General features: G+C 62.2%; 16 protein-coding genes. 3 read left to right on the top strand and 13 right to left on the bottom strand.

Going from position 1 to position 24,135, the window contains the following annotated elements:
* Positions 1-78: 78 nt before the first annotated feature.
* The 3 genes from ACMUVN_RS02280 to ACMUVN_RS02270 form a co-directional block, all read right to left on the bottom strand.
* Positions 79-3,789 carry an AsmA-like C-terminal region-containing protein gene (locus tag ACMUVN_RS02280; protein WP_097542166.1) on the bottom strand — a complete coding sequence of 1,237 codons (3,711 nt, stop codon included), beginning with the start codon at positions 3,787-3,789 and terminating at the stop codon, positions 79-81.
* 191 nt (positions 3,790-3,980) lie between these two features.
* Positions 3,981-5,393: an FAD-binding oxidoreductase gene (locus ACMUVN_RS02275; protein ID WP_047614158.1), complete on the bottom strand. Its 1,413-nt coding sequence runs from the start codon at positions 5,391-5,393 to the stop codon at positions 3,981-3,983.
* A 264-nt stretch (positions 5,394-5,657) separates the two neighbouring features.
* The gene (locus ACMUVN_RS02270) at positions 5,658-6,692 is read right to left on the bottom strand and encodes an aldo/keto reductase (RefSeq protein ID WP_183903139.1); all 1,035 of its coding nucleotides are present in this window, start codon (positions 6,690-6,692) and stop codon (positions 5,658-5,660) included.
* A 92-nt stretch (positions 6,693-6,784) separates the two neighbouring features.
* On the opposite strand from ACMUVN_RS02270, the gene ACMUVN_RS02265 reads away from it, so the two are divergent.
* Together ACMUVN_RS02265 and ACMUVN_RS02260 are read left to right on the top strand one after the other, a co-directional pair.
* Entirely contained in the window at positions 6,785-7,687 is a 903-nt protein-coding gene (locus ACMUVN_RS02265) for a LysR family transcriptional regulator (RefSeq protein ID WP_127430217.1), read from the top strand.
* 258 nt (positions 7,688-7,945) lie between these two features.
* Positions 7,946-9,040, top strand: coding sequence for an AbrB family transcriptional regulator (locus tag ACMUVN_RS02260; RefSeq protein WP_414814862.1), 1,095 nt, complete (start codon positions 7,946-7,948; stop codon positions 9,038-9,040).
* On the opposite strand, the gene ACMUVN_RS02255 is transcribed toward ACMUVN_RS02260, so the two are convergent.
* On the bottom strand, positions 9,000-9,911 hold the full coding sequence (locus ACMUVN_RS02255; RefSeq protein ID WP_063474612.1) for an AraC family transcriptional regulator: 912 nt from the start codon (positions 9,909-9,911) through the stop codon (positions 9,000-9,002). The genes ACMUVN_RS02260 and ACMUVN_RS02255 overlap by 41 nt on opposite strands.
* Before the next feature lie 40 nt (positions 9,912-9,951).
* Between ACMUVN_RS02255 and ACMUVN_RS02250 the strand changes: the two genes are divergently transcribed.
* Entirely contained in the window at positions 9,952-10,359 is a 408-nt protein-coding gene (locus tag ACMUVN_RS02250) for a DUF2000 family protein (RefSeq protein WP_063474611.1), read from the top strand.
* 67 nt (positions 10,360-10,426) lie between these two features.
* On the opposite strand, the gene ACMUVN_RS02245 is transcribed toward ACMUVN_RS02250, so the two are convergent.
* The 9 genes from ACMUVN_RS02245 to ACMUVN_RS02205 form a co-directional block, all read right to left on the bottom strand.
* Positions 10,427-11,092 carry an OmpA family protein gene (locus tag ACMUVN_RS02245; protein ID WP_047610874.1) on the bottom strand — a complete coding sequence of 222 codons (666 nt, stop codon included), beginning with the start codon at positions 11,090-11,092 and terminating at the stop codon, positions 10,427-10,429.
* Between the two features lie 264 nt (positions 11,093-11,356).
* The gene (locus tag ACMUVN_RS02240) at positions 11,357-12,355 is read right to left on the bottom strand and encodes a flagellin (protein WP_047610877.1); all 999 of its coding nucleotides are present in this window, start codon (positions 12,353-12,355) and stop codon (positions 11,357-11,359) included.
* Positions 12,356-12,623: 268 nt separating this feature from the next.
* Positions 12,624-15,779: an efflux RND transporter permease subunit gene (locus tag ACMUVN_RS02235; protein ID WP_414814861.1), complete on the bottom strand. Its 3,156-nt coding sequence runs from the start codon at positions 15,777-15,779 to the stop codon at positions 12,624-12,626.
* The gene (locus tag ACMUVN_RS02230) at positions 15,776-16,987 is read right to left on the bottom strand and encodes an efflux RND transporter periplasmic adaptor subunit (protein WP_047610881.1); all 1,212 of its coding nucleotides are present in this window, start codon (positions 16,985-16,987) and stop codon (positions 15,776-15,778) included. Before ACMUVN_RS02230 ends, ACMUVN_RS02235 begins: the two co-directional genes overlap by 4 nt.
* Positions 16,988-17,253: 266 nt before the next feature.
* Entirely contained in the window at positions 17,254-18,174 is a 921-nt protein-coding gene (locus ACMUVN_RS02225; RefSeq protein WP_047610883.1) for an adenylate/guanylate cyclase domain-containing protein, read from the bottom strand.
* A gap of 160 nt (positions 18,175-18,334) precedes the next feature.
* Positions 18,335-19,885 carry a SpoVR family protein gene (locus tag ACMUVN_RS02220; protein WP_047610884.1) on the bottom strand — a complete coding sequence of 517 codons (1,551 nt, stop codon included), beginning with the start codon at positions 19,883-19,885 and terminating at the stop codon, positions 18,335-18,337.
* The gene (locus tag ACMUVN_RS02215) at positions 19,882-21,156 is read right to left on the bottom strand and encodes a YeaH/YhbH family protein (protein ID WP_047610886.1); all 1,275 of its coding nucleotides are present in this window, start codon (positions 21,154-21,156) and stop codon (positions 19,882-19,884) included. The genes ACMUVN_RS02220 and ACMUVN_RS02215 overlap by 4 nt, the downstream gene beginning before the upstream one ends.
* A 12-nt stretch (positions 21,157-21,168) precedes the next feature.
* Entirely contained in the window at positions 21,169-23,112 is a 1,944-nt protein-coding gene (locus ACMUVN_RS02210) for a PrkA family serine protein kinase (protein WP_047610888.1), read from the bottom strand.
* A gap of 412 nt (positions 23,113-23,524) precedes the next feature.
* On the bottom strand, positions 23,525-24,001 hold the full coding sequence (locus ACMUVN_RS02205) for a VOC family protein (RefSeq protein ID WP_047610889.1): 477 nt from the start codon (positions 23,999-24,001) through the stop codon (positions 23,525-23,527).
* Positions 24,002-24,135 lie beyond the last annotated feature (134 nt).

Here is a 24,135-nt window from a genome sequence, read left to right as displayed (position 1 = left end):
CGCATGGCGCTTTGTGACGGCGACATCAATGAAAACAAAGAGCTGAGGCGCGTTGCATGAATCAAATTCTATGCGCCGTCACTGCGCCTGAACGCCCGGCAGCTGGTCGAAATTGAGCGGACCGGGCTGCGCCTGCCCGCTACGGCGCGCCGCTTCCGCCTCGGCAGCAGCCCTTGCCTGCGCATCCGCCTTGGCTTTGGCTTCCGCCGCACGCGCGGCCTCCGCCTCGGCAGCCGCCTTCTGTACCGCTGCCGCCTGCGCCAATGCGCGCAGCCGCTCTTCTTCCGCCCGACGTTGTTGCTCGATCTCGGCTGCCCGGACTCGCTCCGCGTCGTTGAACCGGTAGAGCGCCACCTCGCGGCGCAGCCGCTGCTTTTCGAGCACGATCGCCTGCAGCCGCTCAACCCGCCGGCGCTCGCGCTCAAAGGCACGCAGCGACAGATAGCTGGTGATATCGGTCACATCCATCGTCTTGCCGGGCGATGGCAGCATGCCGGAAAAATTCAGCCTGAGCGCCGGCTCGGCGCCGGAAAGCGCTTCCGTGCCGGGATTAAGGCCAACACCAAGCGTCGCGCTGATCCGTTCCTCCGGCAGCGCGATCTGCGCATCGGCGGTAATGCGGGCGAGATCGTTGGCGACGGTGACATTCTGCACCCTCAGCGTGCCGTCGGTGATGTTGAAGGGAATACCGAGCGGCGGCAGCTTCGCCTCGCCGTTGCTGAGCAAAGTCTCGACGATCGGATGCACCTTCCCGGCATTGATCTGCTCCTGCATCGTGTCGGTTGCGGCAAGCAGCGGCGGAAGGATGGCGAGGTTCAGCCCGCGTATGCTGGTATCGCCGAGCCTCAATTCGCCCGAACCATTGAGCGAGCTGGCGATCTCGCCGATCGTCTTGCCCGAGGCCTCCATCGACAGCGACAAACCGAACTTGCCGTTGGCGATCGGCGCGCCATCGCGCAGCCAGACGATGCCGGAAAGATCGGAATCGGCAAGCGCAAGCTTCGTCTGCAGGAAACCGGTGCCGTTGGCATTGGTGAAGAGCAGGTTGCCGGAGAGTTTTCCGCCGTCCCAGTTGCCGGCCATGTCGTTGAGCTGCAGCTCATCGCCCTTGTAGGCGACGTTGCTGGTAAAGTCGGACACCGCAGTTTCCGGCAGGCCGGGCCAGAACTCCTTGGCCGTCAGCTTCACGTTGACGTCGAGATCCTTGAAGATGGGCAGCCCCAGCGGCGCCGTCGTCAGCTGACCGTTGGCCGGATCGACGATCTGGCCGAACACTGCCTCGCCGAGCCAGCCGGCATCGGCCTTCGAAAGCGTCAGCCCGCCGCTCGCCGTCGTCTTCGTAGCCTTCCGGTCGAAGCTCAGCCCGCCTGAAAATTCGTTGTCGGCCGCATGACCCTTGAGATCTGAAAAGACGATCTTGTCGCTGTCGACGGCGGCATTGACCTGCAGGCCGAACGGCAGCCCCGTCCCAGTCTGCGGCAGGGCGATGCCGTTCATGATCAGATATGGGTCGATATCGGCGCTGTCGAGCGAAAGGGCGATCCGGCCGTTCATGAAGGTTTCCGGCCGGACATCGACCTTGCCGTTGGCGGTGAACGAGGTCCGGTCGGTCGCAAAGGTCAGCGCCGCATCGGCGGGATCGTTGCCCGATGCCTTCACCTTCAGCGTCAGGCGGCCGTTGGCGCCGACATCGACCGGCAGCGGGTCGAGCCCGGCCTGGCCGAACAGGATGGACGGCACGGCGTTTTCGAGGGTCGCCTCCAGGCTCGTCGTGCCGTTGCCGGTCAGCGCCAAGAGGTCGGACATGCGGTAATCGAGATTGACGCGGCTGCCGTTCGAGACGCCGGCAAGCGTCACCGTCAGCGCGTCGCCCTCGTCGCCGCCGAGCGTCAGCGCCCCGCGAAGCGCGGTATTGCCGTACCAGCCGGCATTGCGCACCAACCGGTCGAGTACCGGGTGATGCGGCAGATGCTCGCGCAGCATAGTGAAGAAGCCGCCGGGATCGGCGGATTTGAAGGTAATCTCACCCGCGCCCTTGTAATCGAGCAGCGAACCTTCCGCCCTGCCCGTCGCCGTCAGCTCGGCGCCTGCGATATTCTTGATCGACAGCCGGTCGACGGCAAGCTCCCCATCGGCAATCGTGAAGGTGGTCTCGACATTCTCGGCATTGACGCCGAAGGCGGTGAACTTGTCCGCCTTGAGCTGGGCGGCGATCTTGTGGTCGAGCACGTTGTCGCCGGCGTCTTGACCGGTCATCAGCCCGCTCAGCGCCTGCAGCGCGTCGAGATCGAGCGTATCGCCATTCAATGCCACAGACAGCGTCGGCGTCTGGCCGGAAATCGCCTGGCGCTCCAGTCGACCCTTCAGCGTCGCCGGTCCGATGGCGATCTCGAGATTTTCGAAACGCTGCAATTCATGCGTCAGGCTGACATTGGCGGAAAAGCCCGCCTGCCGTAATTGCCGGATGGCCGGATCGACCGAGCCGGCAAGCCAGGAGGCAAGTCCCGTCGGCTGGCTCGAAGCCACCACGATCTGGCCGTTGAAGGAGGCTTCGCCCTGAAGCTGGAGCTTGCCCTTGCCTTCCACCTGCGTGCGCCCCGGCAACGTGCCGGTGGCGCTGTCGATCATCCAGCCTGTTCCGGCCGGCTCCAGCTCCAGCTGCACGTCACGCAGCGTCGTATCGCCGGCGACGATGGCCGGCAGCTTGACGCTCGCCTTGCCCGGCACCTGCGGGATTGGCACCTGCCCGACGATATCGATCAGCGAATTCAGCCGCTGGCGCGCCGAAACCGCCGCATCCCGCGTCGTCTTGCCGGCCGCGCCCTGATTGCCGATACGGTTGACGTCAATCTGCTGGCCGTCGGCGGTCAACAGGAATTCCGGCGCATTGCCGGTATCGAGCGTCGCCTCGCCAGTTATGACATAGGGATCGTCCGTCGGGCCGATCTCCATCCGGTATTCGGGAATGCGGATGCGTTCGTTGGTCAGCTCGAAGCGGCCCTTGACGCGCGGCGGCTGCTCATTCTTGTCGGCCGGCCTGGCGCTGTTGCGGGTCTCGATCGCCGCCGAAAGCTGGCCTTGATAATTAGGCTTGCTGTCGACGAGCTTTAGCTCGCCGTCAAGATCGACGCTGACGGGGTGCTTGTCCGGCGAAAGCTTCGTGCGCATGCGCAGCACGCCCTTCTCATCCGGCTGGCTGCTCGAGATCGAGAAACTGCCGTGCTCGCCGTCGAGCGCCGCATCGCCTTCGATGCGCCAGGGTCCGGCCAGCGACTTCGCCGACATTTCCGCATTGAGGCCGGTGATGCGGCGCGAGCGGCCCGACTGGTCGTCGACGAACTCGACTTCACCGCCGCTGACATGCACATTTTCGAGAACGACGGTCTTTGCCGGTATTTCAGCGCGGCTGCCGCGCATCCAGTCGAGCGTGCCATCCTTGAGCAATCTCAGGCGCACCTTCGGATTGACGACACGCATGTCGAAGATCAGCGCCTCGCCCGACAGGAAAGGCGCGAGTTCCGCATCCATGGAGAACTGCTCGACCTTGACGATCGGCGTGCCGTCCACTTCCTGGCCAACGCGCACGTCGTGCAGCGTGACCGACGGAAACGGCAGCAGGCGCGCGTCCACCGTGCCGTAGACGGTGACTTTCTTGCCGATGATGCGGCTTGCCTGATCCTCGAAATTCTTGCGGAAATCCGTCCAGTCGATGAACAGTGGCGCAAGCAGCGCCACAAACAGCACTACGACGATCACTCCCCCCAGAAAGACGAGGAACCGGCCTACCAATGCAAGGGGTCTCCATTCGGGATTCTATTGCCGACACTAGAGCAATTCCAGCACAAGTGCACAGCGGTTTTGCGTCCGGAGTTGCGGAAAAACAAAAAGATAGAGCATTTCCGCAGCTTGGAAAAAAACGGAAATGCTCTAGCGCCGTTCATGCCGGGGGCAAGGCCCAACTTCATGAGAATATTCCGTTTTCAGCCATGGTGGAAAATCTTGCCGGGATTGAAGATATCGTCCGGATCGAGCGCCTGTTTCACCTGTCGCATCAGATCCACCGCGCCTCCGAGCTCCTGTTCCAGAAACGCCATTTTGCCTTGCCCGATCCCGTGTTCACCGGTGCATGTCCCATCCATGTCGAGCGCTCGCCGGTTAAGCCGCTGCACGAAGCTCTCGGCCCTGGCGATGTCCTCGGCACTGCTGTCGTCAAACAGCAGCAGCACATGGAAGTTGCCATCGCCGGCATGGCCGACGATCGGCCCCAGCAGCCCGTGTTCCTCGATATCCGCCTGCGTTTCGGAAACACAATCGGCGAGCTTCGATATCGGAACACAAACATCGGTCGAAAGTGCGGCAAGCCCGGGCGCCAGGGCCCTTGCAGCCCAATAGGCGTCGTGGCGCGCTTTCCAGAGCTTCGTCCGCTCCTCGGCATTGGCGGTCCACAGGAATTCGCCGCCACCGCATTCCGCCGCGATCTCGGCAAAGGCCGCCGATTGCAGCGGCACCGTCTCGTCGGTGCCGTGGAATTCGAGGAACAGCGTCGGGCTCTCGGCATAGGAGAGCTTGGAATAGGCGTTGCAGGCCCGCATCTGCACCGTATCGAGCAACTCGATGCGCGCCACCGGAATGCCCATCTGGATCGTCATGATGACGGCATCGCAGGCAGCCTTGATGCTCGGGAAGGCACAGGCTCCGCCGGCGATCTTCTGCGGGATCGCCTGCAGGCGCAGCGTCACCGAGGTCAGGATGCCGAGCGTGCCCTCGGCGCCGACGAAGAGCCGCGTCAGGTCGTAGCCGGCGGAAGATTTGCGGGCGCGCCGGGCCGTGCGGATTTCCTCGCCACTGGCGGTGACCGCGGTGACGGCAAGGACATTGTCCTTCATCGTCCCATAGCGCACGGCATTAGTGCCGGAAGCCCGCGTCGAGGCCATGCCGCCGATCGAGGCGTTGGCGCCGGGATCGATCGGGAAGAACAGGCCGGTATCGCGAAGGTGGATGTTCAGCGCCTCGCGCGTCACACCCGGCTCGACGGTGCAGTCGAGATCTTCGGGATTGACCTCGAGCACCCGGTTCATGCGGCTGAAATCGATCGAAATGCCGCCATTGGCGGCGTTGACCTGCCCCTCCAGAGAGGTGCCGACGCCGAAGCCGATCACCGGCACCTTGTGGGTCGCACACGCCCTGACCGCCGCCTTCACATCCTCGGCGCTCTCCGCAAAGAGCACCCCGTCCGGCAGTTGCGACGGGATATAGGTGGTCGTGTGGGCATGCTGCTCGCGGAACGACTGGCCGGTCTGGAAGCGCTCGCCGAAGCTCTGTTTGAGAATGCCGAGCACGGCAGCTATGCCCGCCTCGTTGCGTGTGCCGGCCTTCGCGTCCTTCAGCGCCATTCCTTTGATCTCCCTGCTATTCCGCAGAAACCCTATCATGTCTCGCAGGCTACAGCGCCGCGGTCATTTCAGACGCGCAAAGGACGCTGTAGGACTTTAAAATTGCTGCATAATTTCATCCTTAATTCGATTCCGATTTAAGGAATTATGCAGCAGGCTGGGTATGCGGCAAGTCAAAGCGGCTGTCCAGTTAAGATTGGCAGAAGATTTCATTCCCCTTTTGTTATAGGCCGGCTGTTATAGCCAAGTTCGCCTTCCGACACCTCAGACGAGCGGCGGATTGAGCCGCGCAAAACCCTCCTGCCGCCGATAGGGGAAATAGGGATAGGGCGCAGTGACAGTGCTGACGGCGTCGAGCCTTTCGATCTGGTCTTTCGACAGGCTCCAGCCGACCGCGCCGAGGTTCTGCCGGAGCTGCTCCTCATTGCGGGCGCCGATGATGACGCTCGATACCGTCGGCCGGCCGAGCAGCCAGTTGATGGCGATCTGCGGCACCGTCCGGCCGGTCTCCGCCGCGATGGCGTCCAGCACCTCGACGATGTCGAACAGCTTCTCATCATCGACCGGCGGGCCGTATTGCGCCGTCTCGTGCAGCCGGCTTGCCTTGGGTAGCGGCTGGCCGCGGCGGATCTTGCCGGTCAGCCGTCCCCAGGCAAGCGGGCTCCAGACGAGAGCTCCCACACCCTGGTCCGCGCCAAGCGGCATCAGTTCCCATTCGTAATCGCGCCCAGCCAGCGAATAATAGACCTGATGGGCGACATAGCTGGGATAACCGTGACGCTCGGCGGCGGCGAGCGACTTCATCAGCTCCCAACCGGCAAAATTGGAAACGCCGACATAGCGGATCTTGCCTGCGGCGACGAGGCCGTCGAGCGTCGACAGCACCTCCTCGATCGGCGTCGAGGCATCGAAGGCGTGAAGCTGCAAGAGGTCAATATAGTCGGTTCCGAGCCGGCGCAGCGCATCTTCGGTCGCGCGGATCAGCCGCGCCCGCGACGTTCCCCAGTCCTGCGGCCCCTCGCCCATCGGCAGCGCCGTCTTCGTCGAGATCAGCACCGCGTCGCGCCGGCCACGGATCGCCTGGCCGAGCACCTCTTCGGAAGCGCCGGCCGAATAGACGTCGGCCGTGTCGAAGAGATTGACGCCGGCTTCGAGGCAGATGTCGACGAGCCGTCGCGCCTCTTCCGCATCGGTATTGCCCCAGGCGCCGAACAGCGGACCGTTGCCGCCGAATGTGCCTGCGCCGAAACTCAACACCGGCACCCTGAGGCCGGATGCACCGAGATTTCTGTAATCCATCGATCTGTCTCCTGTATTTCCTCTGAGATAGACCTTGGCCAGCTTGTGATATAGATTGCCTGAAAGAAAATCATCTGTGAATTGAATTCATCATGAGCCGTCAGGACATCAACCGCTCCGGCGAAATGGAAGTCTTCGTCAGTGTCGTCGAGCGCGGCGATTTTTCCGCGGCCGCCACGGCCCGGCGCATGACACCGTCGGCCGTCAGTAAGCTCGTCGCCCGGCTGGAGACGCGCCTCGGCGCCCGCCTTATCAACCGCTCGACCCGCAAGCTGCAGCTGACGCCGGAAGGCTGCGCCTTCTACGAGCGCAGCATTGCCATCCTTGCCGATATCGCCGAGGCCGAACGTCAGGCCTCGACAGGCGAGCAGGCTTCGGGCCGCATCCGCATCAACACCAGCGGCTCCTTCGGCAATCATGTGCTGGCGCCGCTGGTGCCCGCCTTCATGGCGCTTCATCCGGCCGTGACGCTGGATATTTCCCATACCGACAGAATAGTCGACCTGATGGAGGAGCGCGCCGATGTCGCGATCCGCGCCGGCCCCCTGAAGAATTCCAGTCTGATCGCCCGAAAGCTCGGCGCCACCGGCAAGATCATCGTCGCATCGGCGGATTATCTCTCGCGTCATGGCGAGCCACGCACTGTCATCGATCTCCGCCGCCATTGCCGCATCGGCTTTTCCTACGCCCGCGCCGTCGAGGGCTGGCCGTTGCACGAAGACGGCGAGACCGTAACCATCCCGGTCACCCCCGGCGTGCAGGTGACAGACGGAGAAGCCATGCGGCACCTCGCTCTGTCAGGCGCCGGCCTTGCCCGCCTCGCCGCCTTCACCGTGCGCGCCGATATCGATGCCGGGCGTCTGGTGCCGGTGCTCGAAGAGGCCAATCCCGGCGATCTCGAGGAATTCTACGCCCTCTACATGGGCCAGGGTGGGCCGCTGCCGGCACGGGTCCGCGCACTGCTCGATTTCCTCGTCAGCCACGTGCGTTTTTGAGGGCAGATCAACCGAAACCGCTCAGTGGCTTCGGAAGTCAACCTCCATGAAAACAATAGCTTACAAAAGCTATATGAATCAATTTCGCATTCCCAGGCGCCGAGAAGCCAGATTTCGCAATTGACCGTTCGTCTTCCACCCGCCTATGTCGGACCCGCGCCAGCCGGCTCTTGCAGCCGGCCTCTCTTCGTCATGCCGGAGCCCCCTCCCATCTTCAGCCTCAGGGCTTGGCGCCGGCCAGAAAAAGACACGGGGATCATGTCATTGAGCGACGCGAGCCGCCTGCTGCGGGATGCCGGCCTGCCGAAATGGGCGCTGCTGCTGGCGCTTTCCACAGCTCTCGTCATCTTCCTCGAACTCTTCGCCCTGCCCGCCTCGCTGCTGATCGGCCCGATGGTTGCGGCCATTCTTCTGGCGCTGACCGTCGGCAAGGGAAAGCTTCGCGTGCCCTTCTGGCCGTTGCAATTCGGCCAGGTCCTCGTCGGCCTGATGATGGCGCGCACCATCACCCCCGACATTCTCGGCACCATGGCGAAGGACGCGCCGCTCTTCCTGCTGTTCATTTTCTCGGTCATCGCCATCGCCACCGGCCTCGGCTGGCTGCTGACGCGCTGGCAGGTGCTGCCGGGAACGACTGCCGTCTGGGGCTCCTCGCCGGGCGGCGCTTCCGCCATGGTCATCATGTCGGAAGCCTATGGCGCCGATGCCCGCCTCGTCGCCTTCATGCAATATCTCCGCGTCGTCTTCGTCGCCGTCGGCGCCTCGGTGATCTCGCGCCTGTGGGTGGCGGCCGACGGCGGCGAGCCGCCGCCGCTTGTCCTCTTTCCCGAGATTGACTGGCCGGCCTTCGCTGCGACAATGGCTTTTGCCGCCTTTTGTGCCTATGGCGTCCGGCGCCTGCGCCTCCAGGGCGGCACGATCATGGCACCGCTCTTTCTCGGTGCCTTGCTGCAGGGCATGGGTCTCCTGAAGATCGAGCTGCCGGTGTGGCTGCTCGCCATCGCCTATGCACTGGTGGGCTGGAGCATCGGCCTGCGTTTCACCCGCTCGATCCTCAAGCATGTGGCGCGCGCCCTGCCGAGGGTATCGGCCTGCATCGTGCTGCTGATGGCGCTCTGCGGCTGCATGGCGGCGGCACTGCATGTCTTTGCCGGCATCGATCCGCTGACCGCCTATCTCGCCACCAGCCCTGGCGGCGCCGATTCCGTCGCCATTATCGCCGCCTCCAGCGATGTCGACGTACCCTTCGTGATGGCGATGCAGACCGGCCGTTTCCTGGTGATCCTGATGATCGGGCCGATGCTCGCCCGCTTCATCGCACGCCGTTCCGGCCTTGCGGAAAATCCCGCATAGAACGCTGCGCGGAATTATGCGCGAGCGCTGCCCACTGGCCGGGCGTCATGCCGTAGGCCTTCTTGAAATGGCGATTGAGATGGCTCTGGTCGGCAAAGCCGGTCGCCGCCGCCGCGTCCGAAATCCCCTCGCCTGCGCCGATCATCGCCCGCGCCTGCTGCAGCCGCCGCATTAAGAGGTAGCGATGCGGGCTGGTGGCGAAGGCCGCCCGGAAATGCCGCGACAGCGCGAAACGGTCGAGCCCCGTCACCGCTTCCAGCTCGCCTGAACGCACCGCCCGGGTCGCATGCGCCTCGAGATAATCCCGCGCCGCCCGCGCCTGCCGCCAGGCGACGAGGCCGAGCGGCCGGCGCGGCATACGCGCATGCCGTGACAGCCCGCCCGTCACCCGCGACAGGAAATCGTCAACGAAAAGTTCGTCCAGTTCGCGATCGAGTTCGCCGAGCGCCGCGAGCAGCACACCCGCCAGCGCCGGATCGCCGATGACAGGTTCGTCGACGAAAGGCAGGCCGGCGCCATCCGCCTCCAGGCATTCGAGAAGCAGCGATGGTTCCAGGTAAAGCATGCGGTACTGCAACCCATCCTCCGTCCCCGCCCCACCGTCGTGTTCCTCGTCGGGATGCAGCACGATCACCTGCCCCGGCAGGCTGAAGCGCTGTTCGCCGCGGTAGCGGAAGGTCTGCACGCCCTTCAGTGTGACCCCGAGTGCATAGGTGTCGTGCCGGTGCGGCTCGAAGGCATTGCCCGAGAATTGCGCCTCGATGCGCTCGATGCCGGGAAAGGCCGGCGCGGCCAGGATGGCGTTGCCGGATGGTCCCGCGCACAAACGTTCAAGACCTTCGAAGGCCTGCGGATGTAAATCCTGGCTCAACGCGCCCGATACTCCATAGTCCGAGATGAAAGACCATCCGATGTTTGATACCAAAATTGCCGTCGTCCTGCGAAACAATCTTGCCGGCTGGCAGAAACTGAACGTCACCGCCTTCCTGATGACAGGCATCGCCGGCGGACACCCCGAAATCATCGGCGAACCCTACAAAGACCGCGCCGGCAATCTCTATAATCCGCTGTCGATCCAACCGATCATCGTGCTCTCCGCCGAGGAGGCGACGATGTCAGCCATCCATCGCCGTGCGCTGGAGCGCGATGTCACCGCCTCGCTGTTCATCGAGGAAATGTTTGCAACCGGTCACGACGCCGCCAACCGCGCCGTCTTCGCCGAATTCGCGCCCGAAGATGCCAAGGTGGTCGGTATCGCGCTGCGCGCCGAAAAGAAGATCGTCGACAAGATCACCAAGGGCGCGACGATGCAGCACTGACGTAAAGATTGGAATGAAAAAGGCCGGGCAATGACCCGGCCTTCGTGTTGTCTGGGAAAGCGTGCGATCAGCCCTGCGTGATCGGCGCGATCTGGATTTCGACGCGGCGGTTCTGTGCGCGGCCGGCCTCGCTCGCATTGGAGGCGACGGGCTGCGACGGGCCGAAACCAACGGCGGAGACGCGGCGCTGGTCGATGCCCTGGCCGCCGAGATAATCGGCAACCGAAAGCGCGCGGCGCTGCGACAGGTCCTGATTGTGCTGCAGGCTGCCGGTCGAATCCGTATGGCCGTTGACGTCGATCAGCGTCCGGTTGAACTTGCGCAGTACGATCGCCACCGAATTCAGCGTCGGATAGAAGCCCGGCTTCACCGCATCCTGGTCGACGTCGAAGGTGATGTTCGAGGGCATGTTGAGGATGATGTTGTCGCCGTTGCGGGTCACCGAAATGCCCGTGCCTTCGAGCTGGGCACGAAGCTCGGCTTCCTGTTGGTCCATGTAATTGCCGATCGCGCCACCGGCGAGAGCCCCGACGCCTGCGCCGATCAATGCCGCATTGCGCTTGCCGTGGCCGCCGCCGCCAACAGCCACACCGACGAGGGCACCGCCGAGGGCGCCAAGCGCAGCGCCGCCGGCCGTATTGGAAACCTTCTGCTCACCGGTATAGGGATCGGTCGTCGTGCAGGCACTGAGATAACTTGCTGCAACAGCCAGAAGTATGAATTTCTTGATCATGGACAGGACGGTCTCCGTTCGAACTGATGCGAGCAAATGGCAAGGATTGCGGCAAGAAAATGAAGATGCTCTCTTGATAGGGGAATTTCAGGCGCCGAAACAGAAGCCATGTTGCGGGAATGCGCGGATATCACCAGTTTTAGCGAGTAGTGCGCCCTTGATTGCCGTCATCGGCTGACGTCTCCATAGTGCGTTGTTGAGCCGCCACTTCTCCCCCTCATTCCTGTGCTCGTCACCGGAATGAGGGAGAGTGGGATCGCACTCTTAGAAATTCTGGAACAACTGCCTGACCGTATCGTAAGTCGCATTGGCGATGTTCAGCGATTGCAGGCCGAGTTGCTGCTGCGTCTGCTGCGCCTTGAGCTTGCTGGACTCCTCTTCCATGTCGGCATCGACGAGCCGGCCGATGCCGGCGGTGATGTTATCGTGCAGTTTGCTAGCGAAATCGTTCTGCAGGTTGATGCGTTTCTCCAGCGCGCCGAAAGCCGAGCCGACCGTCGTCAGCTGCGTCAGCGCTGCATCGACGACGCTGATCATTTCGCTGACCTGTCCTTTCGTCGTGGTGTCCGAAAGCGAGATCACCACTTGGCCCGTGGTGGTGCCGTTCTTGCTCGTCATCAGCACGTAGTTCTGCGAGGCGCCGAGCTCGGTGGCGAAATAGGCCGACGTCAGCACACCGTATTCACCCGAACCGGTGGCGCGATCATCGATCAGATAGCGCGCATCCTTGGAGGACGTGCTTCCGCTCGGCGTCGTATCGATATGGTAGCTCAGCATGCCGACCGAGACAGTGCCGTCGGCATTGCGAATGAAGGAGGCCGGGATCTGGCGCGGCTGCGTCGGGGTCGCATCGTTATTGAGGACCACCCAGTTGTCACTGTTGAAGGTCGCCGCTTCCGAGACGCTGCGCAACTGCTCCTGCAACTGCTTGAGCTCTTCGTTGATCTTGTTCTTGTCGACACCATCTTCCGTTGCGGCGACCAGCTTCGCCTTGATCTCGGAGACGACGTCGATGACGTCCTGAACGCCGGTATAGGCCGTTCCCATCGTCGCCGCCGCCATGCCGAGCGCATCCTGGATCGCTGAAATCGCCTTGTTATCGGTTCGCGCGGTTGTGGCGACCGACCAGTAGACGGCATTGTCGCTGGCTTTTGCAACACGCATGCCCGTCGTGATGTGATTTTGAGTGACGGCCATGTTCCGATTGATATCGCGCAGCACATGAAGCGCCGCGTCCACGGAAACGCGCTGATAAATACTCACGGGAACTAGACTCCAAAAACTCAACAGACGCAAACTGTACAAAATGAACCGTGCCGCGCGGACGCTCATGTCCGGGGTCGCTGACGCTTCAGCGCTGCGGCCTTCAAGAAACGAAGAAGACCAGTCGGTGTCTGGAGCAATCATTGCCGTTTATGCTTAACAAACGGCTAAACTTCAGAAGTAATTCATCTTATTTTTCAAGGTTTCGTACACCATAAGAAACGCCGCCGGACGAGGTACGGCGGCGTTGCAAAATCGGATGGAAGCCTTATTCGGCAGCCTGTAGCTGCTCATCGTCGGGGGCAGTGCGCGACCGTGTGGCGACCGCCATCTCTTCGTGAAGGCGCGCTTCCTCATGGGCATGCGGCTTGGCGAAGCGGGCAAGCAGCAGATAGGCGACCGGCGTGATGAACAGCGTCACCAGCGTCGCGAAACCGAGACCGCCGACGATCACCCAGCCAAGCGCGACGCGTGCTTCGGCGCCCGCGCCATGGGCAAAGACCAGCGGCACGCCGCCGAGGATGGTGGCAATCATCGTCATCATCACCGGGCGAAGGCGTAGCGCGCAAGCTTTCTCGATCGAGGACCGCACGTCCTCGCCGCGGTCGCGCAGCTGATTGGCGAATTCGACGATCAGGATGCCGTTCTTCGCCATGACGCCGACGAGCAGCACGAGACCGATCTGGCTGTAGATGTTGAGGCTGGAGCCGGTGATCACCAGCGCGAAAACGGCGCAGGCAAGGCCGAGCGGCACCGTCGACATGATGATCAGCGAGGACAGCACGCTTTCGAACTGCGCGGCCAATACCAGGAAGATGATGACGATGGCGAAGCCGAAGGTCAGCGCCATGCCGCTCGAATTCTCCTCGAGCGTCGCCGCTTCGGCAAGCGGCAGCAGGCGGGAGCCCGCCGGCAACAGCGGCTCGGCGAGCGCTGTGACCTGCTTGACCGCATCGCCGAGCGACATGCCGTTCCTGAGGCCGGCCGTGATCGCGACCGAAGCGAGTTGCTGCTCGCGGTTGAGCTGCGGCGCGACCGAACCTTCCTTCATCGTGGCGATGACCGACATCGGCACGATCTTGCCGTCGCCGGTCTTCAGGAACACGTTCTCGAGGTCGGTCGGATCGTCGATCGGCCGCGTCGTCGAGGTCAGAAGCACGGGATAGGATTCGCCGTCGACGAAGACGTCGACCACCGAGCGCCCTTCGAGCAGCGACTGGATCGCCGTCGAAAGCCCGGTGATGTCGATGCCGAGGTCGGAGGCACGCTCGCGGTCGATCGCCACCGATACCTGCGCCTGGCTCGGCTCGTTGGTCAGGCGCGGCGTATCGTATTGGCCAGTGGCCTCGAGCGCCTGAACCAGCTTGGCGGCTGCCGCCGTCAGCGCCTCGTGATCATTGCCGATCAGCGCCATCTGCACGCCGCTGCCGGCGCCGCGGATGCGCAGGCTGTTGGAGGAGATGGCATTGCCGCGCAGCGCCGGCACCCTTGATGCCGCCTGGTTGATGTCGCCGACGATCTCCGCCTGCGTCCTCTGGCGCTCTCCCCAGGGAGCAAGCGTCAGCACCATGAAGCCGCTGTTCAGCGAACCGCCCTGGCCTGAGATCGAGAAGACGTTGCGGATGTCGCCGCTGTCGACCAGCGGCTGCAGATATTCCTCGACGAGCTGCATCTTGTCGCGGGTATATTCGAGGCTCGATCCCTGCGGCGTCGTCAGCCGCATCATCACCATCGAGCGGTCCTCTTCGGGCGTCAGCTCGCTCTTGACTGTGGAAAAGGCGATGACCGCCGCGCCGGCAAAGATTACCGAAAACAGGATGACGACGAAGGGCGCGTTGAGGCAGCCGTGCAGCGCCCATTTATAGAGACCGGCAAGCGCCCCGCCGAAACGGCCGAGCGCGCCGTGATCCTCGAGAACCGGCTTGGTCAGCATGCGCGAGGCAAGCATCGGACACAGCGTCAGCGCCACAATCGACGACAGCCCGACCGAGAAGGCGAGCACGAAGCCGAATTCGCGGAAAAGGCCGCCGACCTGTCCCGGCAGGAAGGAGAGCGGAATGAACACCGCCGCCAGCGTCGCCGTCGTGGCGATGACGGCGAAGAACACCTCGCGCGTGCCGAGCACGGCGGCCGCGCGTGGTCCCATGCCTTCGGCGCGCCGGCGCACGATATTTTCGAGCACGACGATCGCATCGTCGACGACGAGGCCGGTCGCCAGCACGATGGCAAGCAGCGTCAGGATGTTGATCGAGAAGCCGACCATATAGATCGCCGCCAGCGTGCCGATCAGCGCCACCGGCATGCTGACCGCCGGGATCAGCGTCGCTCGCCAGTCGCGCAGGAAGAGATAGATGACGGCGGTGACGATGACGGCGGCGAGCACCAGCGCCAGCACCACCTCGTGGATCGCGCCCTGGATGAAGACGGCGTCGTCGCTGGTTATGGCGATCGTCGTGCCCTCGGGCAGCGTCTTCGACAACTGGTCGACAGCGGCCTTGATGCCGGTCGAGATGTTCAGCGTATTCGACTGCGCCTGGCGAATGATGCCGAGGCCGATGCCCGGCTTGCCGTTGGAGCGCAGCGCCGTTTCACCGTCGCGCGGCCCAAGCGTCACCGTCGCCACATCACCGAGCCGAATACGATCCTGCAGCATGACGTTGGAAAAATCCGCCGGCGTCTGCAGATTGGCGGTCGCGCGCACCACGATATCCTGCGTCTTGCTTTTCAGCGAGCCGGCCGGCACGTCGAGTGCCGCATTGTCGAGCGCCTTCGTCAGGTCGCCGATGGTCAGCCCGCGGCTGGCCAGCGCGCCCTGGTCGACATCGACGCGGAAAACCTTCTCCTGGTCGCCATATTCCTCGACATCGGCAACGCCGTCGACGGAGGCGAGGCGATCGATCACCTCGTTTTCGACGAGCTGTGTCAGGTCGTCCATGTTGAGTTTGGTGGAGGTGACGGCAAGGCGCATGATCGCCGAGGAATCCGAATCCGCCTTGACGATCTGCGGCGCATCCGCCTCATCCGGCAGGTTCTGGGTGATGCGGCCGATCGCGTCGCGCACGTCGTTGGCGGCGACCGCCAGATCGATCGCATCGGAGAATTCCAGCGTCACCCGACTCTGGCCGAAGGAAGAGGTCGACGAGATCGACTTCAGGCCGCTGACGCGCGCAACCGCCCCCTCGATCACCTTGGTCAGTTCCTGGTCGATCGTCTGCGGCGATGCGCCGTCGAAGGTGGTGCGCACGGTGACGACGGGACGGTCGACATCCGGCAGTTCGCGCACCTCGACGCCGACATAAGCCGCAAGGCCGGCAACGACCATCAGCGTGTTGAACACCATCGCCAGGATCGGCCGGCGAACGAAAAGTGCGGTGAAGCTCTGCTTGCCCGAGGCCCTGTCCTGATGAATCTCGGTCACGCTCATTGGGTCGCGACCTCCGCAGTGGATGCGACATCGGCGCTGATACGCACCGCCCCGCCCTCCCGCACGCGCTGCAGGCCCTGCGTTACGATCTTGTCGCCGTCCTTAAGGTCGGCTTTGACGAGCACGAAATCAGGATTGCGCTGCACGACGCTGACACGCACCTTATGCGACTTGTCGTCGGTCACCTGCCAGACGAAGGAACCCTGCGAATCCCACTGCACGGCGACCGGGTCGACGGCCGGATATTTGTCGCCGGGAAATTTCATGCTGACGCTGAAGGACATGCCGGCACGCAGCTCATCGGAGCTGTTGTCGATCCGGGCGCGCAGGCGAAGCGTGCGGCTTGCCGCGTCGATGCGGTTGTCGACGGCTTCGACGACACCGGAAAACACCTGTCCCGGCCTTGCGACCGACATCGCCTCGACCGGCTGGCCGACCGACACTGTATTGGCGAAGCGCTCCGGCACCCAATAGTCGACGAGGATTTCCGAACGGTCGTCGAGGGTGACGATCGGGATGCTCGTCGTGACGTTGTCACCAATATTGACCGGCACGATGCCGACGATGCCGTCGATCGGCGCTGTGATGTTGCGCCGTGCGAGATTGAGCTCGGCAGCCTGCAGCTGCAGCCGCGCGCCCTGCTCGGCGATCTCGGAATCGAAGACATCCATGCGCGACACGCTGGACTTGATGTTGTGATAGAGATTGGATTTCTCGACGGCGGCCTTGACTGCCACATCCGCCTGGCCGCGGGCGATCACCTGCTCTTCGCTGTCGAGCTTGGCCAGCACCTGCCCGGCCTTCACCCTGTCGCCCGACTTGATGAGGATTTCGCGGATTGTGCCCGATGCCTGCGGCGTGACCGCAACCGAACGGATCGCGTCACCCGTGCCGATGGCATTCAGCCGATCGTTGACGACGCCCTGGACGACGGCTTGCGTCGCGACGAGGATGGCGCTGTTGCGCCCGCCGCCATTGCGGCGGTTCTGGCCCTGGCCTTGTCCCTCACCGCGCTGCTGACTTTGCGCCCGGCCGGGAGCATCGGCATCCGCCGTCTCCTCGGCCTTCGGCGCGATCTTGGAAACGATGCTCTCTGGAATACCTGCATCGCGCATCGTATCGCCGGCGCCGGGCACAAGGAAAACCCACGCGGCAAAGCCGGCAATAATGACGACGAGCGACAGTATAAACTGCTTCCAAAAGGCCATTCACGTCTCCAGAGGGACTCGAGGTTGGACCAGGGTCGGTCGAAAGAGGCGCCGCGGGATCGAGAGTCCCGTCTGATGCGACAATATCGCGCGTTTACAGTTTACCGGCAAGCATAAGCAGCCGGCATTACCGATTTGTAATATCAGCAAAGAATGGAAATAACCCGGCCGCTCACTTTTGCTTGAACGGACACTCACGCATGTCTTTGACGCCGTCGATTTCGGGCGAGATGCCGTATCCAATCTCTGGCGATGCGGGTTGGTGCCTATCGGCGCATCGACCATCGCAGGCCCATTGCGGCGGCAATCCCGAGGATCGGCCACACCGCCCAGAACTGCCCTGTCCAGGTGAAGAGGTTGATGCCGACAAAGCCGAGCGCCAGGATCGCCAGCAAGGTGATCTTCCGGTGGAACCGGGTCTGGTTGCGATTCCAGGCGAGTGCCGCGACAACGGCGAGCGCAAGCACCGGAAAGCGCGCCCAGAAAACGCCCTGCCACGATAGAAGGTTGATGCCGATCAGGACCACGGCGATGACGCCGAGCACCCCGTACAGCCTGCGTCCGCCCGGTGCCGGCCTTACCTCGGCCATATCAGCCGGCATAATCGCCGCCGGCTGCGGTCGCGCCGGACCGGATCCTCCGGCAGGCGGCGTCTCATCCCTGGCGTCGCCGATCTTCACCGCATAGCTCGGCACGCCTTCATCGACGTTCTTCACCATCAGCGGCCCGAGAAACTCGAAACCCACAGCCACCTTGTTGCGGACCTGGTCGTAAACGGTGCTCGATATGACGATGCCGCCGGCCGCCGCCGAAGCCTGCAACCGCGCCGCGATATTCACGCCGTCGCCATAAATATCGTCGCCTTCGACGATGACGTCGCCGAGATTGATGCCGATGCGGAAGAGCATGCGCCCGTCGGCCGGGCGGCGGGCGTTGAAGCCCGCGAGTTCGTTCTGGGTGTCGACGGCCGCGCGCACCGCTTCGACCACGCTCGGGAAATCGGCGATCAGCCCATCGCCCCAGGTATTGATGACGCGGCCGCCATGGCTTTCGATCAGGCGCCCCATCGCCTCGCGGCAGCGCTTCAGGCTGGCAAGCGTGCCCTCCTCGTCAGCCCCCATCAGCCGCGTATAGTCCTGCACGTCAGCACAGAAGATCGTCGTCAGCTTGCGCCGCGTTTCACTCATGGTCTCTCGTCTCCGCGCTATCCGCCCGCCGGGAAAGATCGCTGCAAAGGGTGAAACTGGCCGAGATCAGGTGGGCGATTGCAACGGCGATAAACTACTAAGGCTTTGTGTTTGTTGCCACCGATAATTGTTGATTATCGCCCGTCAGCATAACGGCTGATTATTGAACGATTTTGCGCGGGCTCGCCGTGTGTTCTCTCGCCACCGTGCTGGAGCTGTCGATTTCCTGAAGCAAGACGTCGTAGCCCCAGAGATCGGCGAGATGCTGCAGGACGAGTTTCGTGTCATTTTCCTGAAGGTAGCAGCCATTCACGACGATGTGCTGCAGCAACAGGCGGCGGTCGCCGGCGAGGTCGACATCGACGATATCGATTGCCGGGTCGGTCCAGCCGATATCGTATTCGCGGGAGAGCTGGCGGCGGATGCGCAAATATCCGCGCTCATTGTGGATCGCCGAAACCAGTATCCCCTCGGTCTGTTCCGGATCGTCGTAGAGATGGAACAACCGCAACTGCCGGATCAGGTTCGGGCTCAGGAACTGGCTGATGAAGCTCTCGTCCCGGTAGTTGGCCCAGATGTCGCGCAACACCGCCATCGCATCGCCTCGTCCGGCGATATCGGGAAACCATGCGCGGTCCTCTTCCGTCGGCGCCGTGACGATCCTCTCGATATCCTGCATCATCGCAAAACCAAGCGCATAGGGGTTGAATCCCGAGAACCGCCGGTCGTCATAACTCGGCTGGAACACCACATTGGCGTGCGACTTCAGGAATTCCAGGAAGTTTCCGTCGCTGATCTGCCCTCGCTCGTGAAGCCGGTTCATGATCTGGTAGTGGACGAAGGTGGCGGTTCCCTCGTTCATCACCTTGGTCTGGCGCTGCGGATGAAAATATTGCGCGACGTGGCGGACGATGCGAAGGATCTCGCGCTGCCACGGCTGCAGCCGCGGCGCCGTTTTCTCGAGAAAGTAAAGGATGTTGTCCTGCGGAAGACCGAGGGCGGCGCGGCGCTTATCCAGGCCGCTGTCGCTCGCCTTTTTGGCCTTGCCGACGGGAACCGTGCGCCACAGGTCGTTGAACATCTGTTCCTCGTGGGCGCGGCGCTCCTGCTGCCGCTTCTCCTCCTGGCGAAGATCGATGGTGGTCTTGCCCGCGTATCGATGCACCCCGTGCGACATCAGCGCATGGGCTGCATCGAGCGTGCGCTCGACGGCCGTCTCGCCGTAACGCTCCTCGCAGCGCGTGATATAACCCTTGGCGAAATCAAGGTAATCGAGGATGCCCTCCGCATCGGTCCAGAGCTTGAAGAGATAATTGTTCTTGAAGAAATGGTTGTGGCCGAAGGCCGCATGCGCGGTGACGAGCGTCTGCATCGTCGCCGTGTTCTCTTCCATCAGGTAGGAGATGCAGGGAGAGCTGTTGATGACGATCTCATAAGCAAGATCGCGCATCCCCCGGCGATAGAAAGTTTCGTGATGCGCGAAGTGTTTGCCGAAGGACCAATGGCGGTAAAAGAGCGGCATGCCGGTTGAGGAATAGGCATCCAGCATCTGCTCGGAGGTGATGACTTCGATTTGGTTCGGATAGACGTCGAGGCCGAGTTCGTTAAGCGCGATGTCCTCGCAGGCGTCGTGGATGCGCTGGAGTGTTGAAAAGTCCCAGTCGGCCCCCTCGAACAATAGCCGCTCTCGTGGCCTCATCGTCATGGTCATGGCGTTACCTTCGACTGTGCGTCACGTTTCTGGAAGAGATCGTGGAAAACCGGGAATATTTCGTTTCGCCGGCAGACCTTGCGCATCGAAAGCGGCTGCAGCTCGGAACGGATCCCGTCATAGAGCATCCAAAGCGGTGAGCGGGATACGGAGGAGTCGCCGCCCTCTTCGCCAACCTCGATATAGGCGAAATACTGGCACAGCGGCAAAATCTCGCGCAGCAGCTGCCCGCTCAGGTTCCCGTCCGAATGGGCATTGTCGCCATCCGAGGCCTGGGCGCCATAGATATTCCATTCTGCCGGATCGAAACGCGCCGCGATGATCGCCCGCATTGCCGCCAGCGCGCTGGAGACCAGCGTGCCGCCCGTTGCCGGGCCATAAAAGAAGGTTTCCTCGTCGACTTCCTCGGCCTTGTCGGTATGGCGGATGAAGACGATCTCCACTTTCTTGTAACGCTTCGACAGGAAGAGGTAGAGCAGCAGATAGAAACGCTTCGCCAGGTCCTTCATGTGTTCCGACATCGAGCCGGAGACGTCCATCAGGCAGAACATCACGGCCTTCGCCACAGGCTTCGGCTCGTTTTCGAAGCGGCGATACCGCACGTCGAGCGGATCGATATAGGGAATGCGCCGGCTTTTTTCCGTCAGGGATTTGAGTTTTGCCTCAAGCGTCAGGCGGCTCTCGTCGTCCTCGCATTCCTCGATCTGCCGCTGCAGGGCTTCGATTTCTTCGCGGCGCGGACGGCCAAGCGCGACACGGCGCATCATCGCGAGCCTGGTCGTGCGGCCGACGGCGATGTTGGACGGCGATCCCGACACGGAATAGCCGGCACGGAAGGGCGTTTCCTCCTCGGTTTCGGCCAGGCGCCGCTTGGCAAGGTCGGGCAGTTCCAGATCGTCCAGGAACACATCGAGGAATTCCTCGCGCGTCAGCACGAAACGGAAGCCGTCCTCGCCGTCGCCTTCGCCCGCATCCTTGGGTTTTCCGCCCCTGCTCCCCGGCGGGCGCGGGAGAATGTCGCCTTCGACGAAGGCCCTGTTTCCAGGCAGGATATGATCGCGGATGCCGCCGTCGCCCCTTCGCAAGTTCGGTTCGGCCATCCCATCGATCGGCAGGCTGATTTCCCCGCCGTCGAGCACATCGCGAATGTTGCGGTTTTGCAGAGAACGTTTGACCGCCTGCTGCACGGCGCCCTTCATGCGTCGAAGGAACCGCTGCCGATTTTCCAGACTTTTACCGCGCGGATTCAGCCGCCGGTCGACAATGTGCATAATGGCTCCGCATTAACTTGCCTGTTTGACGCGCATGTACCATTCCACAAGGCGTCGAACCTGCCTCTCGGTGTAACCTCGCGCGGCCATGCGCGAGACGAATTCGCTGTGCTTCTTTTCCGTTTCGGAATCCTTCTTCGATCCGAAGGAAATGACCGGCAAAAGATCTTCGACCTGCGAGAACATTCGCTTTTCGATGACTTCCCGGATTTTCTCGTAGCTCGTCCATGACGGATTCTTTCCGCCGTTGGCTGCCCGCGATCTCAAGCAGAACTTGACGATTTCGTTGCGGAAATCCTTCGGATTGGCGATTCCCGCCGGCTTTTCGATCTTCGTCAGTTCCTGGTTGAGGAGCTCGCGGTCGAGAAGCTGGCCAGTATCGGGATCCTTGAAGTCCACATCTTCGATCCAGGCATCGGCATAGTCCACGTAGCGGTCGAACAGGTTCTGTCCGTAGTCCGCATAGGATTCAAGATAGGCCTTCTGGATTTCATTTCCAATGAACTCTGCGTAACGCGGCGCAAGATCGGCCTTGATGAATTCCAGATAGCGCTTCTCGACATCGTCGGAAAACTGCTCGCGGCGGATCGACTGCTCCAGCACATACATCAGATGAACCGGATCGGCGCCGATATCCGTGGTGTCGTGATTGAAGGTGGAGGCGAGCACCTTGAAGGCGAAGCGGGTCGATATGCCGTCCATGCCCTCGTCGATGCCGGCGGCATCCCGATATTCCTGGACACTGCGGGCGCGCGGATCCGTCTCCTTCAGGCTTTCGCCGTCATATGTGCGCATCTTCGAGAAATACGTCGAATTCTCATGCTTGCGCAGGCGTGAAAGCACGGAGAAACGGGCCAGCATTTCGAGCGTCGCCGGGGCGCATGGCGCATCGGCGAGTTCGGATCCCTCGATCAGCTTCTCGTAGATCTTCTGCTCTTCCGTCACGCGCAGACAATAGGGCACCTTGATGACGCAAATACGGTCGATGAACGCTTCGTTGTTCTTGTTGGCCTTGAAGGTCTGCCATTCCGCCTCGTTCGAATGCGCAAGAACGATGCCGGAGAACGGTATGGCGCCGATATTCTCGGAGCCGATATAGTTCCCCTCCTGCGTCGCCGTCAGCAGCGGATGCAGCATCTTGATCGGCGCCTTGAACATCTCGACGAATTCGAGCACGCCCTGATTGGCGCGGTTGAGGCCGCCCGAATAGCTGTAGGCGTCGGGATCGTTCTGGGAATAGGTCTCCAGCTTGCGGATATCGACCTTGCCGACCAGCGACGAGATATCCTGATTGTTCTCGTCCCCAGGCTCGGTCTTGGCGATGGCGATCTGGCGCAGCCGCGAAGGCTGAACTCTGACGACGCGGAAGCGGGAGATATCGCCGCCGAAATCGTCGAGTCGCTTCAGGCACCACGGGCTCATCAGTCCGTTCAGGCGACGCAGGGGAATGCCGTATTGCTCCTGCAGGAGCGATCCCATCGTGTCGGGGTCGAAGAGGTTGAGCGGACTTTCGAAAACGGGGCTGATCTCGTCACCGGCCTTCAGCACGTAGATCGGATGAACCTCCATCAGCAGCTTTAGCCGCTCCGCCAGCGATGACTTGCCGCCGCCGACCGGGCCGAGCAGATAGAGGATCTGCTTGCGCTCTTCGAGCCCCTGGGCTGCGTGCCGGAAGAAGGAAACGATGCGTTCGATTGTCTCTTCCATGCCGTGGAAGCCGGCAAAGGCTGGATAGATCCGGATGGTCCGGTTCATGAAAATCCGGCCGAGGCGCGCGTCCCTGGCGGTATCGACCATCTGCGGCTCGCCTATCGCGGCGAGCAGCCGCTCGGTCGCATTGGCATAGGCAAGCGGTTCTTTTTTACAAAGGTCGAGATACTCCGCGATCGACATATCGGTCTCGCGGCGCGCATCATAACTGCGGGTGAACGCATCAAATACGGATTCGCTCAGCATGGGCCCTCCATTCAAGGTTACTGCCACAGGCTCTAGGTCGTCATACCAAAGGAGATGGCCACGACATTCCTAAGAATCAATAGTTTCGCAGGTATATTCCACGCTCACCGGCTGTTTCTGGCAATGCACAAAAACGTGCATGCACCGGTTATTTTTTTACTCTACGAAACTGTTTCTTATTGTAGTTGAGAAAAGGGCTTTTGCGGTATCAGCACATTTCGCGACGTGACAGAAAGATGAAAAGGGTGTGCAATGTCGCCCGTGATTCGAGCCCTGGAAAAATCGACGCTTGGCAGCCAATCTGCGCAAAGTCGATGCTGGACAGCGCATACCCATCCGCGCCTGACATGATAAAGACGGGCGCATCACAGCCATGCGCCCGTTTTTCGTAACGATATGCCACCGGCGCGACTCAGCCGTTGAACGCCTTTTCCAGCGCGGCGATATCGATCTTGATCATGCCGAGCATCACCTCGGTCACGCGCCTCGCCCGCTCGCGGTCGCTATCGGCGACCATCTCGGAAAGCATGCGCGGCACGATCTGCCAGGAAAGGCCCCAGCGATCCTTCAGCCAGCCGCAGGCCTCCGGCGTGCCGCCATTGGCGAGGAATGCCTCCCATATCCGATCGATCTCGGCCTGGCTTTCCAGGAGAATCGCGATCGAGAAGGAATGGTTGAAGCTATCGAGCGGCCCGGCTTTCATCGCCAGGAAGGCCTGGTCGCCGAGCGTGAACTCGATCAGCTCGACGCTGCCGGGAGGCCCGCTCGGCGTTTCCGCCGGCAATATAGTGATGCGGCCGATCCGGGAGTCGGGGATAACGGATGTGTAGAATTCGACGGCTTCGCGCGCTTGCTCGGCGAACCAGAGATTTGAAACGACCTTCGGCATGAAACGGCCTCCTTGTTGACGAGTATTGATCCGGACCCCGTCCGATGATCGAAGCCCGATGCTTCAAGGACGTCGCGCCGGCATCGCTTCCGACAGGCTGCGATCTGAATTTTTTCGCCCGGTTCGCCGGCATG

Origin of the sequence: Rhizobium sp. IY2, from assembly GCF_047532935.1 — a bacterium.
In the GTDB taxonomy this organism is placed as follows: domain Bacteria; phylum Pseudomonadota; class Alphaproteobacteria; order Rhizobiales; family Rhizobiaceae; genus Rhizobium; species Rhizobium anhuiense.
Note: the sequence above shows the minus strand (reverse complement) of the source record. Positions and strands in the feature narration are given on the sequence as shown.